Origin of the sequence: Inquilinus sp. (genome assembly GCF_039594555.1) — a bacterium.
GTDB lineage: Bacteria > Pseudomonadota > Alphaproteobacteria > DSM-16000 > Inquilinaceae > Inquilinus.
In genome coordinates this window covers 1-14908 of record NZ_JBCNNF010000157.1, presented here as the reverse complement: position 1 = coordinate 14908, position 14908 = coordinate 1, and the positions used below count along the sequence as shown (strand labels likewise).

The following is a 14908-nucleotide window of genomic DNA, read 5'->3' as shown; positions in this document are numbered from 1 at the left end:
TCGAAGACCGAGGCCGGCGTCGCCGCCAGCCAATCCGCCAGGGCCGCATAGGGGGACCGGACCGGATCCCCGCCCATCTCGTCGAATGCCTGCACCATCCCTCCGGCACGTCCCTGCTCGACGAAAACCATCAAGCAAGGGATGTGCCATCGACGGCAAGCAAAATTCGCCGCGGCCCTGGGGAGATTGCCTAAAATTCCGGCAAGACCTGCCGGATCAATAGGCGTAGGCGGTGAAGACCGGGTCGACCGAGCCGCCCCATTCGGTCTCGTAGCGGCGCAGCATCTCCGAGGCCTGGGTCTCGCCGCTGTCGGCGATGCGCTGCAGCTCGTTGAGGAAGCCTTCCTCGGTGCCGCCGATGGCGTCGGTCTGGGCGCGGGAGGCCAGGCCCTGGCGGGCGATCGCCAGCACCTGCAGCGCCACATCGCGCACCGTGCCGCCGCGGAACGGGGTGGCGAGGCCGAGGCGCGGCACGTCGCGGCGCAGCGCCGCCCGCTCTTCGGTGCTCCAGTCCTTCACCAGGTCCCAGGCGGCGTCCAGCGCCGAACCGTCATAGAGCAGCCCGACCCACAGCGCCGGCAGGGCGCACAGCCGCGACCACGGCCCGCCATCGGCGCCGCGCATCTCCAGGAACTTCTTCAGCCGCACCTCGGGGAAGGCGGTGGTCAGGTGGTCGGCCCAGTCGTTCATCGTCGGCAGATGGCCGGGATAGACCGGCAGCTCGCCCTTCAGGAAGGCGCGGAAGCTCTGGCCGGAGGCGTCGATGTACTTGCCGTCGCGGTAGACGAAGTACATCGGCACGTCGAGCAGGTAGTCGACATAGCGCTCGAAGCTGAAGCCGTCCTCGAACACGAAGGGCAGGTCGCCGGTGCGGTCGGGGTCGGTGTCGGTCCAGATATGGCTGCGCATGCTCTGGAAGCCGTTCGGCTTGCCCTCGGTGAAGGGCGAGTTGGCGAACAGCGCCGTGGCGATCGGCTGCAGCGCCAGGCTGGCGCGGAACTTCTTCACCATGTCGGCTTCGGAGGCGAAGTCGAGATTGACCTGCACCGTGCAGGTTCGCTTCATCATGTCGAGGCCCAGCGAGCCGCGCTTCGGCATGTAGTCGCGCATGATCTTGTAGCGGCCCTTCGGCATCCAGCCGATATCCTCGCGCCGCCATTTCGGCTGGAAGCCGAGGCCGATCATGCCGATGCCGAGTTGCTCGCCCACCCGCTTCACCTGGGCCAGGTGGTCGGCCACCTCGGCGCAGGTCTCATGGATGCTGCGCAGCGGCGCGCCCGACAGCTCGACCTGGCCGCCCGGCTCCAGCGTCACCGAAGCCTTGTCGCGGGCCAGCGCGATCAGGTTGCCGTTCTCCTCCACCCGCTCCCAGCCGCAGCCGGCCAGGCCTTCGAGCACGGCGCGGATGCCGTCCGGCCCCTCATAGGGCAGCGGCCGCAGGTCCGAGAGGCGGAAGGCGAACTTCTCGTGCTCGGTGCCGATACGCCAATCCTCGGGCGGCTTGGACCCGGCGGCGAGATAGTCGACGAGCTGCGCCTTGCTCTCGATCGGTGCGGCGCTGGCGCTCTGGGGACCGGACATGGGCGACAACTCGGCTGGCGGGATGGAAAACAGGGGTATCAGACGCGATGCGGCGGCCGGCCGCGCCCGTCGCCGGCCAGGGATTGCCAGACCGCGAGCGCGGCAATGGCCGCCGTGTCGGCGCGCAGGATACGAGGGCCGAGGCCAACCGGTCGAACAAATTCGTGACGTTGCAAAGCCGCCAGCTCCGCCGGCGCGAAGCCGCCTTCCGGGCCGATCAGGAGGCCGGCGGGCCCGGCTGCCTCCGCCGCCACCTCGGCCAGGGGCCGGGCCTCCCCGGCTTCGGCACAGACCAGCAGGATCCGCCCCGCCGGCCAGCCGGCCAGCAGGGCGTCGAGCCCGACCGGATCGCGCACCTCCGGCACGTCCAGCCGCTCGCATTGCTCAGCGGCGGCCACGGCATGGGCGCGCAGCCGGTCGAGATTGACGCGCTGGACATCGGTGAAGCGGGTGAAGGCCGGCTGCAGCACGGCGGCGCCGAGCTCGGTCCCCTTCTCCACCACCGTGTCGATCGCGTCCTTCTTCACCGGGGCGAAGCAGAGCCAGAGGTCGGGTGCGGAAGCGGGCGGGCGCAGTTGCTCGTCCGCGATGGCGTGGCCGGTGTCCTTCCGGCCGAAGTTGCCGAGCCGCCCCAGCCACTCGCCGTCCCGGCCGTTGAACAGACGCACGCCGGCGCCAGCCTCAAGACGCAGCACGCCGCGCAGATGGTGCGTCTGGGTGTCAGTGAGGGGCGCCGGCTGCCCTGCCGCGAGCGGGGCATCGACAAACAGGCGGGTGCGCGGCAGGGCGTCGGAAGTCATGCGCGGACGCTAGCCGCTGGCCGGCCATCCGGCAACGCGTCCTTGGGAGGACGCGCCGATCAGGCCCGGCGGCGGTCCCGCGCCACCTGCTCGACGATCGCCTGCCGGTCCGGCATGCGGGCGCGGTTGCGGGCCTGGACCAGCTCGACGATCTCCGGCGCCGCGGTCTCGGGCCGGCCGGCGTCATAAGGCGGCGCCGGCGCGTATTCGAGCGACAGCTGGATCGCCTGCGCCGTGGCCTCGCCCGCCAGCTCGGCCGCCAGGGTCAGGGCGAAGTCGATGCCGGCCGTCACGCCGCCGCCGGTGAACACGTTGCCGTCGCGGACCACGCGGCCGGGATCGGGGATGGCGCCGAACAGGGCCAGCTGGTCGCGCCAGGCCCAGTGGCTGGCCGCCCGCCTGCCCTCCAGCAGCCCGGCGGCGGCCAGGATCAGCGACCCGGTACAAACCGAGGTGACATAGCGGGCCGATGCGGCCAGCCGGCGGACCTCGCCCAGAGCGGCCTCGCTGCGCATGACATCGACGCAGCCATAGCCGCCGGGCACGCACAGCACGTCGCAGCGATCGATCTCCTCCAGCCGGGCGAGGCCGGAGAAGGTCAGCCCATCGACCGTCACCGGCTCGCCGCCCATCGAGGCGACGACGGTCCTGGCGCCGGGCAGCCGTGCCAGCACTTGGTGCGGGCCGGTGAAGTCGAGATGGGTCACGCCGGAATAGATCGGGAAGACGATGACGGTGTCCATGGCGGCCTCCGGGACGGAATTGACAGTCGCAGTATCGTCCCGCAGGCTCATGTCTGAAATGACATTGTTCCCTCGTTTTCCGCCATGGCACGCACGATCGGCTTCCTGGTCTTTCCCGGTTTCAACATCCTCGACCTGTCCGGGCCATTGGCCGCCTTCGACACCGCGTCACGGGACCTGACGCCGCCGCCCTACCGGCTGCGGGTGATCTCGGAGCGGGGCGGCGCGGTGGCGAGCTCCGCCGGGCTGCCCGTGCTGACCGAGCCCATCGACGACGAACCGCTGGACACGCTGGTCGCGGTCGGCGGCCGCGGAGTGGCGGATGCGCTGGGATCGGCGCCGCTGCTGGGCTTCATCCGCGGCACGGCCACTGCGCGGCGGGTGACCAGCGTCTGCACCGGCGCCTTCCTGCTGGCCGCGGCCGGCCTCCTGGACGGGCGGCGCGCCACCACCCACTGGCTGCAGGCGGCGGCACTGCAGCGCCTGCATCCGCAGGTGCGGGTCGAGGCTGACCGGATCTTCGTCAGGGACGGCCCGGTCTGGTCCTCGGCCGGGATCACCGCCGGAATCGACCTGGCGCTGGCGCTGATCGAGGAGGATCTGGGCGTCGATGCCGCCCGCGCCGTGGCCCGGACCCTGGTGGTCTATCACCGCCGCCCGGGTGGCCAGTCGCAGTTCTCCGCGCTGCTCGACCTCGCCCCGGCCTCGGACCGGATCCAGGCCGCTCTCAGCTTCGCCCGCGACCATCTGCGCGAACCGCTGCCGGTCGACCGCCTGGCCGAGGCGGCGCGGCTGAGTCCGCGTCAGTTCGGCCGCGCCTTCCTGGCCGAAACCGGCCAGACCCCGGCCAAGGCGATAGAGCGGCTGCGGGCCGAGGCGGCGCGGCCTCGGATCGAGGACGGCGCCGAGCCGATCGAGGCGGTGGCGCGCGATGTCGGCTTCAGCGACCCGGAGCGGATGCGCCGGGCCTTCCTGCGCTGCTTCGGCCAGCCGCCACAGGCGATGCGTCGCGGCAGGCGGGTGGCGGCGCCGGCGATGCATCCGTGACCGCCCCGCCGCATCTCGGCCTTTGCCCGCGGCCCGCAACGGCGGTAGTGATGCGCCAGCGCGCGCCATCGGCGACAGGACCATGACCGACACCGCCTCCGACATCCGGCCTCAGAGCCGGCTGCTCCGCTGGGCGCCGCCCGGCGTCCGGCCCTACCTGACCCTGGCCCGGCTGGACCGGCCGAAGCCGGTCATGCTGCTGCTCTACCCCTGCTGGTGGGCGCTGGCGATGGCGCCCAGGCCGGCAGGGTTCGGCTGGACCGATCTCTGGTACGTCGTCCTGTTCGCTGTCGGTGCGCTGGTGATGCGTGGTGCCGGTTGCACGGTGAACGACATCCTGGATCGCGATTTCGACGGCCGGGTCGCGCGCACCCGCACCCGGCCGATCCCCAGCGGCGCGATCAGCCCGACCCAGGCGGTGCTGTTCCTGATCGCCCAGCTGCTGCTGGGCTTTCTGATCCTGATCCAGTTCAACGGCGTCACCGTGGGACTGGGCGTCGCCTCGCTGCTGGTGGTGTTCACCTATCCGCTGATGAAGCGGATCACCTGGTGGCCGCAATTCTTCCTGGGCCTGGCCTTCAACTGGGGGGCGCTGGTCGGCTGGACGGCGGTCACGGGCGAGCTGGCCCTGCCGTCGCTGATCCTGTTCGCCGCCGGCATCTGCTGGACGCTGGGCTACGACACCATCTACGCGCTGCAGGACATCGAGGACGATGCCCGCATCGGCCTGAAATCGACCGCGCGGCTGTTCGGCGGCGCAACCCGGCGCTGGGTCGCCGGCTTCTACGCGCTGACCGTACTCGGCATCGGTGCCTCCGGCCTGCTGGCTGGGCTGGCGCCCCTGCCCTTCCTGCTGCCGCTGGCCCTCGCCGCGGCGCAGCTGGCTTGGCAGGTGACGGCGCTGGTCCCCGACCGGCCGGCCGACTGCCTGGCCAAATTCAACTCGAACCGCTGGTTCGGCCTGCTGGTTCTGGCCGGGCTCTTCGCCGGGCGGGCGCTGGCGGGCTGAACTTGCTCAGCCGCCGAGATACTTGGCCAGGACGACGGCATTGTTGTGCCGCTCGTCACGGCTGGCATAGAGCAGCGTGACCCAGCCGTCCTTGCTCTTCTGCCGCAGGAAGGCCACCGCATTGGGATGGGCATCCAGCTCGGCCGCGTAGCGCTGGCAGAATTCCGGCCATTTCTCCGGCGCGGAATGCAGCCAGCGGCGCAGATCGTCGCTCGGGGCCACGGTCTTGAGCCAGAGGTCGAGCGCGGCCTCGTCCTTGGTGAGGCCGCGCGGCCATAGCCGGTCGACCAGCACGCGGAAACCGTCGCCCTCCTCGGGCGGGTCGTAGACGCGCTTGACCCGGATCATGAGCCGGCCTCGTCGCGCTTCCGCGGCTTGATCTTCGGCCTCGGGTCCAGCCCGGCATAGGCCGGGTCGATCTCGTGCAGAGAACAGGGCGGGGAACTACACTCCCCGATCTCCTCTTCGGCCGGGCCGTCCTTCGGCCGGGCCGGGGCATGGCGGGTCGCCATCTCGTCGTTTCCTCATCTGCAGCGGCGGTCTGCGCCGTCGCCATTGCCCCGAGTCTCACGCAATCCGGCGCGCGACATCAAGACTCCATGGCTCAACGCCGCCTTGCAGGATAGGAAGGGCGCCCATGGACGACATCGATGCCTTCATCCGCGCCAACACGGCGCCGACCCGCACGCCGCTGCTGCCCGAACTGGTGCTGCACCTCGCCACCGAGGTGACGCCGCTGTGGCAGGCGACCGAGGAGACGCTGCGCCGCACCGGCCTGCCGCCGCCCTACTGGGCCTTCGCCTGGGTCGGCGGCCAGGCGGTGGCGCGGCATATCCTGGATCGGCCGGAGAGCGTGGCCGGGAAGCGGGTGTTCGACTTCGCCGCCGGCTCCGGCATCGTCGCGCTGGCCGCGTCCCGGGCCGGCGCCGCGGCGGTGACGGCGGCGGAGATCGACCCGATCGCGGTGGTGGCGATCCGGCTGAACGCGGCGGCCAACGGTTGCGCGGTCGCGGCCGACAGCGGCGACCGGATCGGCGACGCGCTGGACGGGTTCGACATCGTGACCGCCGGCGACGTCTGCTACGAGAAGCCGATGTCGGACCGGGTCATGCCCTGGCTGCGCACCCTGGCCGGCGCCGGCAAGACCGTGCTGCTGGGCGATCCCGGCCGCGCCTACCGGCCGCAGGACGGGCTGGAGGAGATCGCCCGCCACCAGGTGCCGACCAGCGTCGAGATCGAGGACCGCGCCGTGCGTGAGGCCGTGGTGTGGAGGGTGCTGGCGGGCTGAGCCTTCACCCGGGGCCGGTTCCCCCTCACGCTGCGCGATTTCGACCTCTCCCCGAGGAGAAGTGACGATCCCTCTCCTCGGGGAGAGGGAGGGGCCCGGCCCGCGAGGGCCGGGAGGGTGAGGGGTGGCTCAGTTGGTGGTCGGAGCCGCCGGAGTCGTGGTCGCCGGAGCGGCCGGAGCCGCCGCCGGAGGCGGCGTGACCGGCGCCGCCGGGGTCGCCGGAGCGATCGGCTCGGTCACGGCCGGGGCCGCCGGCGCGGCGGGAGTGGCCGGCACGGCCGGAGCCGGAGTCGCCGGAGCGACCGGCTCGGTCCCGGGCGCGGGCGGCATCGTGGTCACGCCGGGGGTCACTGTCGGCGGTGCGGTGGTCTCGCCGCCCGGCGCCGTCTGGCCTGGGGTCGCCTGGCCGGGGAGGATCTCGGCTGGCGGCTGGGCCGGGGGCTCGGCCGCCTTCTTCGCGGCGGCGGCGCGGCGGCCGGCGGCACGGGCCAGATAGGCCCGCCGCGCCTCGTCCTTGTTGGCGTAGACATCCGGATAGTTCACCGGCTGGCCGAACTGATCCGGGAAACGGGTGAAATAGCCGATATAGACCGGGATCTCCTCCGGCAGGCGCTCGGTGTACATCCGGCCGGTGCGGATCTTGCTGTCGATCTCGTCGACGCTGACGCCGTCGGCCCAGGCCGCCAGTTCCCGCACCTGCTGCACGCGGACGCAGCCATGGCTGAGCGCCCGCTTCTCGCGGCCGAAATAGCTCTTCTGCGGCGTGTCGTGCAGATAGATCGACTGGTCGTTGTCGAGCTCGAGCTTCAGCCGGCCGAGCGGGCTGCGCGGGCCCGACGGAATGTACTCGCTGGCCTCGTTGCGGACGATCGACGGCGTCGGCGTCCAGTCCGGGTTGTACTTGATGGCGTACATGTTCGACAGCAGCTCGGGCGTCGACGTCCCCGGGGCGCCGACCACGACCTTGCTGCGGATCACCGGGGCGCCGTCCTGGAAGGCGATCAGCTCATAGGACGGGATGTTGACCAGGATGAACTTGCCGCGGGCCGGGACGGCGACGTTGACGCCGGCGTCGCGCATCGCCTGGACGAAGGGGGACGGGGGCGGCGGCGCCGGCTGCTGCGGCGCCGGCAGGCTGGCGGTCTGCTGTGGCGCGGCGGGCACGCAGGCGGCGAGCACCAGGATCGAGGCGAACGCCAAGGCGGCGCGGGCGATCGGCCCACGGTGGGTGGGCGCACTCTTCTGGCTGGCGGTCATCTCGAACTTCCCTTCCGTCTCCGACGGCCGGGCGGTCGTGCCCGGGGCCGTGCAGATCATTTAGTTGCCGGTACTCGGCCCGGCAATCGAAAGACTGCACTGGCCCCACGAGTTCTTGCATCGCCGGTCGATATGGCAAAAAAGGGGCGCTCCGAAGAGCGCCCCTCCACAATCCGACTTTTGGACAATCTGATCCGGAGATCAGAAGTCCATGTCGCCCATGCCACCCATGCCGCCCATGCCACCGGCCGGGGCCGCAGCGGCAGCCTTCTTCTCGACATGCTCGGCGACCATCGCCTCGGTGGTGATCAGCAGGCTGGCCACCGACGACGCGTTCTGCAGAGCCGCGCGGACGACCTTGGTCGGGTCGATGACGCCGGCCTTGATCAGGTCGCCATACTCACCGGTCTGGGCGTTGTAGCCCCAGTTCTTGTCGTTCTTGTCCTGCAGCTTGCCGACAACGATCGAGGCGTCGCCGCCCGCGTTGGTGACGATCTGACGGACCGGGGCCTGCAGGGCGCGACGGATGATGTCGATGCCGACACGCTCGTCGTCGTTGTCCGGCTTGACCTTGTCCAGCGCCTTCGAGGCGTACAGCAGGGCGGTGCCGCCGCCCGGGACCACGCCTTCCTCGACCGCGGCGCGGGTCGCGTGCATCGCGTCATCAACGCGATCCTTGCGCTCCTTCACCTCGACCTCGGTGGCGCCGCCGACGCGGATCACCGCGACGCCGCCCGCCAGCTTGGCCAGACGCTCCTGCAGCTTCTCGCGGTCGTAGTCCGAGGAGGTCTCCTCGATCTGCGCGCGGATCTGGTTGCAGCGGCCCTCGATCTCCTTCTTGGCGCCGGCGCCGTCGACGATCGTGGTCTCTTCCTTGGCGATCAGGACCTTCTTGGCCCGGCCCAGCATGTCGAGCGTGACGCTCTCGAGCTTGATGCCGAGATCCTCGGAGATCACCTGGCCGCCGGTCAGGATGGCCATGTCCTCGAGCATCGCCTTGCGACGATCGCCGAAGCCCGGGGCCTTGACCGCCGCGACCTTCAGGCCGCCGCGCAGCTTGTTGACCACGAGGGTGGCCAGGGCCTCGCCCTCGACATCCTCGGCGATGATCAGCAGCGGCTTGCCCGACTGCACGACCGCCTCGAGGACCGGCAGCATGGCCTGCAGGTTCGACAGCTTCTTCTCATGCAGGAGGATGTACGGAGCCTCGAGGTCCGCAACCATCTTCTCGGCATTGGTGATGAAGTACGGCGACAGGTAGCCGCGGTCGAACTGCATGCCCTCGACGACTTCGAGCTCGGTGTCGAGGCTCTTGGCCTCCTCCACCGTGATGACGCCCTCGTTGCCGACCTTCTCCATGGCCTTGGCGATCATCTCACCGATGTCGCGCTCGCCATTGGCGGAGATGGTGCCGACCTGGGCCACCTCGGCGTTGGTCTTGATGACCTTCGATCGGGTCTTGAGGTCGGCGACGACGGCCTCGACGGCCTTGTCGATGCCGCGCTTCAGGTCCATCGGGTTCAGGCCGGCGGCAACCGCCTTGACGCCCTCGCGGACGATCGACTGGGCCAGAACGGTCGCGGTGGTGGTGCCGTCACCGGCGAGGTCGTTGGTCTTCGACGCGACCTCGCGCACCATCTGCGCGCCCATGTTCTCGAACTTGTCGGCGAGTTCGATCTCCTTGGCGACGGTGACGCCGTCCTTGGTGATCCGCGGCGCGCCGAACGACTTGTCGATCACGACGTTGCGGCCCTTCGGGCCCAGGGTGACCTTGACCGCATCGGCCAGGATGTCGACGCCGCGCAGCATGCGGGAGCGGGCGTCGAGCGAGAACTTAACGTCCTTCGCAGCCATCTCTTTATTCCTTGTCTAACGGGATTCCGGTGAAGGCGACGGGGCGGATCAGGCCGCCTTGGCCGACTTCTTCACGGTGATGATGCCGAGGATGTCGCTCTCCTTCATGATCAGGAGATCCTGACCGTCGAGCTTGACCTCGGTGCCGGACCACTTGCCGAACAGGATGCGGTCGCCGGCCTTGACGTCCAGCGGCTGCAGCTTGCCGGCCTCGTCGCGGATGCCCGCGCCGACCGAGATCACCTCGCCCTCCTGGGGCTTTTCCTTGGCGGTGTCCGGGATGATGATCCCGCCGGCGGTCTTCTCGTTCTGCTCGATGCGACGCACCAGCACACGGTCGTGCAGGGGACGGAATTGCATCGTTCTCTCCCACTCTCTCTGTTTCAGAGATCTGCGTTACGGGCCTGCCCCGGCCGTCGTTAGCACTCTCGGCCGGCGAGTGCTACGCATTTAAGGGGAGCGGGAAAAGCGGTCAAGAGCCGCGAGAAGATTCTCTTTTCCTAACGGAAGGCCGCGGGCAGCCAGAGTGCCAGGGCGGGGATGTAGGTCACGGCCAGCAGCACCGCGATCGAGGCGCCGAAGAACGGCCAGATCGTGCGCATCGCCTCGCGGATCGTGATCTTGCCGACGGCGCAGCTGACGAACAGCACCGATCCCACCGGCGGCGTGTTCAGGCCGATCCCGGCATTGAGAATCAGGATCACGCCGAAATGCACCGGGTCGATGCCGAAGGCCTTGACCACCGGCAGCAGCACCGGGGTGCAGATGATGATCATCGGCGCCATGTCCATGAAGGTGCCGAGAATCAGCAGCGCCACATTGATCAGCAGCAGCACCGTCAGCGGGTCGCTGGAGATCGCGTTGATCGCGTGCACCGTCGCCGTCTGAACCTGCAGCAGCGCCATCAGCCAGCCGAAGGCGCCGGCGGTGCCGATCACCAGCAGCACCATGGCGGTGGTGCGCACCGCGCCCTGCACCGCCTCGACGAAGCCGCGCCAGTCGAGCTCGCGATAGACCAGCAGCGCCACCAGGAAGGCGTAGATCACCGCGATGCAGGAGCTTTCGGTGGCGGTGAAGACGCCGGAGCGGACGCCGCCGAAGATGATGCCGATCAGCAGGATGCCTGGCGCCGCCAGCACCAGATAGCGGCCGACGGCGCGCAGCCCCGGGAACGGATCGGACGGATAGCCGCGCCGGCGGGCGACGACATAGGCGGTGACCATCAGCGCCGCCGCCAGCAGCAGGCCGGGAATCACGCCGGCGGTGAACAGGTCGGCGATCGAGACGTTGCCGCCCGCCGCGATCGAATAGAGGATCATGTTGTTGGACGGCGGGATCATCAGCGCGATGATCGCCGAGTTGGCGGTGACGTTGACGGCATAGTCCCGCGCATAGCCCCGCGCCGCCATCTGCGGGATCATCAGCCCGCCGATCGCCGAGGCGTCGGCCACGGCCGAGCCGGAGATGCCGCCGAACAGGGTCGAGGCGACGACGTTGACCTGGCCCAGCCCGCCGCGCATGTGGCCGACCAGGCTGGCGGCGAAGCGGATCAGCCGCGCCGCGATGCCGCCGCGGATCATCAGGTCGCCGGCGAAGATGAAGAACGGGATCGCCATCATGGCGAAGGCGTTCATGCCGGAGTTGATCTGCTGGAACACCACCACCGGCGGCAGGCCCATATACAGCACCGTGGCCAGCGAGGAGATGCCGAGGCAGAAGGCGATCGGCATGCCCATGACCATCAGCAGCGTGAAGCCGCCGAACAGGATCCACAGCTCCATCACGCCAGCTCCTGCGCGCCTTCGACCGCCGCCTCATGCTCGACGCCGGCCATCTGTTCGAACAACCGCTCGGCGGCGAACAGCGCGATCAAGGCGCCGCCGATGATCAGGGGGATGAAGTCGAAGCCGCCCGGCAGGTCCAGCACCGGGATGGTCGCGGTCCAGGTGCCGATCGCCAGCTCGACCGAGTACCAGACCATGGCGATGCCGAAGCCGAGGATCAGCAGCAGGTTCACCGCCTCCAGCACCCGGTTCAGCCCCGCCGGCAGGACCTGCTGCAGCAGGTCGAGCCCAAGATGGAAGCTCTCGCGCACGCCGACCGCGGCGCCGAGCAGGATGAACCAGCCCATCAGCTGCAGCGTCAGCGGCTCGGACCAGCTGGGCGTGTCGTTCAGGATGTAGCGGGCGAAGACCTGCCAGCCCACGGTGACGGTCATCGCCAGCATGCCGAAGCCGGCCAGCCACAGGGCGCCGGTGGACAGGACGCCGAGAGTCCGGCGCGTCAGGGTCAGGACGGAGGCCATTCGGCCGGTCTCCCATGCGAGAAGGCCGGCGCCGCGGAAGACGGTGCCGGCCGGGCATCACGGCGTCACTGCACCGCGCGGATGCGCTCGACCAGCGACTTCATCGCGTCGCTGGTGACGAACTTGTCGTAGACCGGCTGCATCGCGGCGATGAAGGGCGCCTTGTCGAGGGTGATGATCTCGGCGCCGGCGGCCCGCACCTTCTCCTCCGACGCCTTCTCCCGGGCCACCCACAGCTCGCGCATCTTGACCACCGACTCCTTGGCCGCCTGGCGCAGCGTCTTCTGGTCGTCGGGCGACAGCCTGTCCCAGGAGATCTTGGAGATCACCAGCACCTCGGGCGCCAGTGAATGCTCGGTCAGGGTGAAGTGCTTCGCCACCTCGAAATGGCGCGAGGACTCGTAGGAGGGCCAGTTGTTCTCGGCGCCGTCGACCACGCCGGTCTCCAGCGCCGAATAGACCTCGCCGAAGGCCATGGGCGTCGGATTGGCGCCGAGGGCCTGCATCATCGCGATCCACAGGTCGGATTGCTGGACCCGGAGCTTCAGCCCCTTCATGTCCTCGACCGAATGGATCGCCGTCTTCGTCGTGTAGAAGGACCGCGCGCCGGATTCGTAGAAGGCGAGGCCGACCAGGCCGTGCGGCTCGAACGCCATCAGGATCTCGTCGCCGATCGGGCCGTCCAGCACCTTGTGCATGTGGTCGACCGAGCGGAACAAGAAGGGCAGGCCCAGCACCTGCGTCTCCGGCACCAGGTTGTTGAACGGCGCCGTGTTCACCCGGTTCATGTCGATCACGCCGAACCGGGTCTGCTCGATCGTGTCCTTCTCGGCGCCGAGTTGGGCGTTGTTGAACACCTGGATCTTGATCCGGCCGCCGGTGCGCTGGTCCATCAGGTCGCCCAGATATTTGACCGCCTCGACCGTCGGATAGCCGTCGGGATGGATGTCGGCCGAGCGTAGCGTCTGCGCCGAAGCCGGAAGGGCGGCCAGCGACAGCGCCGCCCCCAGGACCAATGCCGCAATGGATTTCACGGAACGCCCCTCCTTTGGCCGGGCCTGGTATGATCAGGACCGTATCTAGTATGGTAATAGGTAATCTAGTATGGTACTTGACCTGACGCAATATCCCTTGCGAGCCTGAGCGCATGGCGCCCCTCGACCTCCTCGACCAGACCACCAGCATCGCCCGGCTGATCGAGCTGGAGATCCGCAAAGCCATCGTCACCCTAGCGATGAAGCCCGGCGCGCCGCTGTCGGAGCAGGAGATCGCCGTACGCTACGGCGTGTCGCGGCAGCCGGTGCGCGAGGCGTTCATCGCCCTCGCCCGCTCCGGCCTGGTCGAGGTGCTGCCGCGGCGCGGCACCTTCGTGGTCAAGATCTCGGTCGAACGGATGCTGGAGGCGCGGTTCGTGCGCGAATCATTGGAAAGCGCGGTGGTGCGGCGGGCCTGCGAGCGGTTCGACGCCCGGGTGCGCACCCGCATCGACTTCCATATCGAGGCACAGGAGCTGGCGGCCGCGGCCGGCGAGCATTACGAGTTCCAGCGCGCCGACGAGGCCTTCCATGCCGCGATCGCCGAGGGCGCGGGCTGCCCGTCGGCCTGGACCGTGATCGAGGATTTGAAGGCGCATATGGACCGCGTCTGCCATCTGACACTGCCCTCGGCCTCGTCCCTGCCGGGGCTGATCGAGCAGCACAGGCTGATCCTGGCGGCGATCGACCGGCGCGACCCCGACGGCGCCGAGGCGGCGCTGCGTGCCCATCTGTCGGAAATCCTGCGGGCCCTGCCGACGGTGCAGCGCGAGCATCGCGACCTGTTCGCCTGAGCGGCCGCGGAAGGATTGGCAGCACTCCTGCCGGATTGCTGCTAACTCATTGATTTACTTAGATATACTCTTGCCGACGTCGGGAATCCACATCACATTTCCTTCATAGACCCGCCCGTCAAGGCGGGCCTGCGAAAGGGATGGTGAAGGTATGACCGATCTGGAACGTCAGCTGCACGGCTACCGCCTGACCACGGCGGAGATCCTGTACCACCTGCCCGATCATCCGGGCCTGTTGCAGAGCTTCGTCTGGCAGAAGCTCGATCTCGCCCCGCGCTTCCCGGAGCTGCATCGCTTCCTGGATTTCTGGAGCCACAACATCGAGGGCCGGCTGCATTCCGTGCGCCTCGCCTCGACCGAACTGATCCGGCCAAGCGAATTGCGGAACTGCGCCGCCGAACTCCGCCTGCACTGAGGGCCCCATCGGAAATGCGCTGGCGTGAGTCGGCTGGTGGTGGTTTCGAGACCCGGCGCGCAGCGCACTTTTGGTGCGTGAGCACCGGAAGCGCAGAAACCGCCATCAGACGGCCACGCCAGTAGCATTTACGGGGCCCGGGGCAGGCCGGCGGCGGGGCGATAATGCCCCGCCGCCGCCCGTGACCCGGAGGGGGGATCCGGTCACGGGGTCCTGCATCGCACGGCCGCGGCGGGTCTTCGCACTGTCTCTTCGACGCCGAGACGATGCGCATCGTCGAGCAGCCCATACACGCGTGTGATTGCATCGCCATGCAATGGCCCGGAAAACGCCGCGAGGCCCGCGAGCATGCACGCGCCGAGCGACGCACCCGTCGATGCCGCCACACGCGCGGCAAACGACGAGCTGGTCAACTCCTGATCGGCGAGCAGCACGAGCGTCTGCCGCAATAACTCAGCATGCTTCGCGGCGCGCCATGCGCGTGCGATACGCAGATGCAGCGGGCCTTTATCCGAAGCAAGCTCGACGAAACCGCTGGCAAGACGGCCTACGAGTTCAGCCGCTTCGGCGTGCATGCCGGCAATGTCGTGCGTATTGCCTGAATCACTGCAGGAAGCCGCCGCCATGCCCATCGACGCATACACGCGCGCTCTCGCAGAAGCGTCAATGTGCAGCGATTCGAACGCGGGAAAGCACGGCACTTCAGCCGAGTCCCACAGCAGTTGCGCAGCCTCTTCGAGCGTCGCTGTCGACGCAAGATGAATCGCGTCTTTTCCACGGT

At 69.1% G+C, this 14908-nt stretch carries 17 protein-coding genes; 5 read left to right on the top strand and 12 right to left on the bottom strand.

Annotated features, from left to right (window positions below; genetic code table 11):
• Positions 1-216 precede the first annotated feature (216 nt).
• Genes ABDW35_RS17825 through ABDW35_RS17815 form a run of 3 tightly spaced genes read right to left on the bottom strand, consistent with a single transcriptional unit; the run spans position 217 to position 3124 of the window.
• The gene (locus ABDW35_RS17825) at positions 217-1581 is read right to left on the bottom strand and encodes a glutamate--cysteine ligase (protein WP_343715224.1); all 1365 of its coding nucleotides are present in this window, start codon (positions 1579-1581) and stop codon (positions 217-219) included.
• A gap of 38 nt (positions 1582-1619) precedes the next feature.
• Positions 1620-2381: a 16S rRNA (uracil(1498)-N(3))-methyltransferase gene (locus tag ABDW35_RS17820; RefSeq protein WP_343715223.1), complete on the bottom strand. Its 762-nt coding sequence runs from the start codon at positions 2379-2381 to the stop codon at positions 1620-1622.
• Positions 2382-2440: 59 nt separating this feature from the next.
• Positions 2441-3124: a DJ-1/PfpI family protein gene (locus tag ABDW35_RS17815; protein ID WP_343715222.1), complete on the bottom strand. Its 684-nt coding sequence runs from the start codon at positions 3122-3124 to the stop codon at positions 2441-2443.
• An 84-nt stretch (positions 3125-3208) separates the two neighbouring features.
• On the opposite strand from ABDW35_RS17815, the gene ABDW35_RS17810 reads away from it, so the two are divergent.
• Together ABDW35_RS17810 and ubiA are read left to right on the top strand one after the other, a co-directional pair.
• Entirely contained in the window at positions 3209-4171 is a 963-nt protein-coding gene (locus ABDW35_RS17810; protein WP_343715221.1) for a helix-turn-helix domain-containing protein, read from the top strand.
• A gap of 82 nt (positions 4172-4253) precedes the next feature.
• Entirely contained in the window at positions 4254-5180 is a 927-nt protein-coding gene (gene ubiA / locus ABDW35_RS17805; RefSeq protein WP_343715220.1) for a 4-hydroxybenzoate octaprenyltransferase, read from the top strand.
• 6 nt (positions 5181-5186) lie between these two features.
• Here ubiA and ABDW35_RS17800 read toward each other — a convergent pair whose 3' ends face one another.
• Positions 5187-5528 (bottom strand): DUF488 domain-containing protein, encoded by a 342-nt coding sequence (locus ABDW35_RS17800; RefSeq protein ID WP_343715219.1) that lies wholly within the window; start codon positions 5526-5528, stop codon positions 5187-5189.
• Positions 5525-5692, bottom strand: a complete 168-nt coding sequence (locus tag ABDW35_RS17795; RefSeq protein WP_343715218.1) for a hypothetical protein — start codon at positions 5690-5692, stop codon at positions 5525-5527. Before ABDW35_RS17795 ends, ABDW35_RS17800 begins: the two co-directional genes overlap by 4 nt.
• A 125-nt stretch (positions 5693-5817) precedes the next feature.
• Between ABDW35_RS17795 and ABDW35_RS17790 the strand changes: the two genes are divergently transcribed.
• A complete protein-coding gene (locus ABDW35_RS17790; RefSeq protein WP_343715217.1) occupies positions 5818-6468 on the top strand; it encodes a 50S ribosomal protein L11 methyltransferase in 651 nt (216 codons plus the stop codon).
• Between the two features lie 129 nt (positions 6469-6597).
• Here ABDW35_RS17790 and ABDW35_RS17785 read toward each other — a convergent pair whose 3' ends face one another.
• From ABDW35_RS17785 to ABDW35_RS17760, 6 genes are all read right to left on the bottom strand, one after another.
• Positions 6598-7725 (bottom strand): L,D-transpeptidase family protein, encoded by a 1128-nt coding sequence (locus tag ABDW35_RS17785; RefSeq protein WP_343715216.1) that lies wholly within the window; start codon positions 7723-7725, stop codon positions 6598-6600.
• Between the two features lie 201 nt (positions 7726-7926).
• Positions 7927-9579 (bottom strand): chaperonin GroEL, encoded by a 1653-nt coding sequence (groL, locus tag ABDW35_RS17780; protein ID WP_343715215.1) that lies wholly within the window; start codon positions 9577-9579, stop codon positions 7927-7929.
• A 48-nt stretch (positions 9580-9627) separates the two neighbouring features.
• A complete protein-coding gene (gene groES, locus ABDW35_RS17775) occupies positions 9628-9939 on the bottom strand; it encodes a co-chaperone GroES (RefSeq protein WP_034840379.1) in 312 nt (103 codons plus the stop codon).
• Between the two features lie 140 nt (positions 9940-10079).
• Positions 10080-11360: a TRAP transporter large permease gene (locus tag ABDW35_RS17770; RefSeq protein WP_343715214.1), complete on the bottom strand. Its 1281-nt coding sequence runs from the start codon at positions 11358-11360 to the stop codon at positions 10080-10082.
• Positions 11360-11884 (bottom strand): TRAP transporter small permease, encoded by a 525-nt coding sequence (locus ABDW35_RS17765; RefSeq protein ID WP_343715213.1) that lies wholly within the window; start codon positions 11882-11884, stop codon positions 11360-11362. The genes ABDW35_RS17770 and ABDW35_RS17765 overlap by 1 nt, the downstream gene beginning before the upstream one ends.
• A gap of 65 nt (positions 11885-11949) precedes the next feature.
• Positions 11950-12918, bottom strand: a complete 969-nt coding sequence (locus tag ABDW35_RS17760; RefSeq protein ID WP_343715212.1) for a TRAP transporter substrate-binding protein — start codon at positions 12916-12918, stop codon at positions 11950-11952.
• 113 nt (positions 12919-13031) lie between these two features.
• Here ABDW35_RS17760 and ABDW35_RS17755 point away from each other — a divergent pair, with 113 nt between their 5' ends.
• Positions 13032-13712 carry a GntR family transcriptional regulator gene (locus ABDW35_RS17755; RefSeq protein ID WP_343715211.1) on the top strand — a complete coding sequence of 227 codons (681 nt, stop codon included), beginning with the start codon at positions 13032-13034 and terminating at the stop codon, positions 13710-13712.
• Between the two features lie 151 nt (positions 13713-13863).
• Entirely contained in the window at positions 13864-14127 is a 264-nt protein-coding gene (locus tag ABDW35_RS17750) for an usg protein (protein ID WP_343715210.1), read from the top strand.
• A gap of 203 nt (positions 14128-14330) precedes the next feature.
• Here ABDW35_RS17750 and ABDW35_RS17745 read toward each other — a convergent pair.
• Positions 14331-14908, bottom strand: a 578-nt coding sequence (locus ABDW35_RS17745) for a citrate/2-methylcitrate synthase (protein WP_343715209.1), incomplete at its 5' end; no start/stop codon positions are given.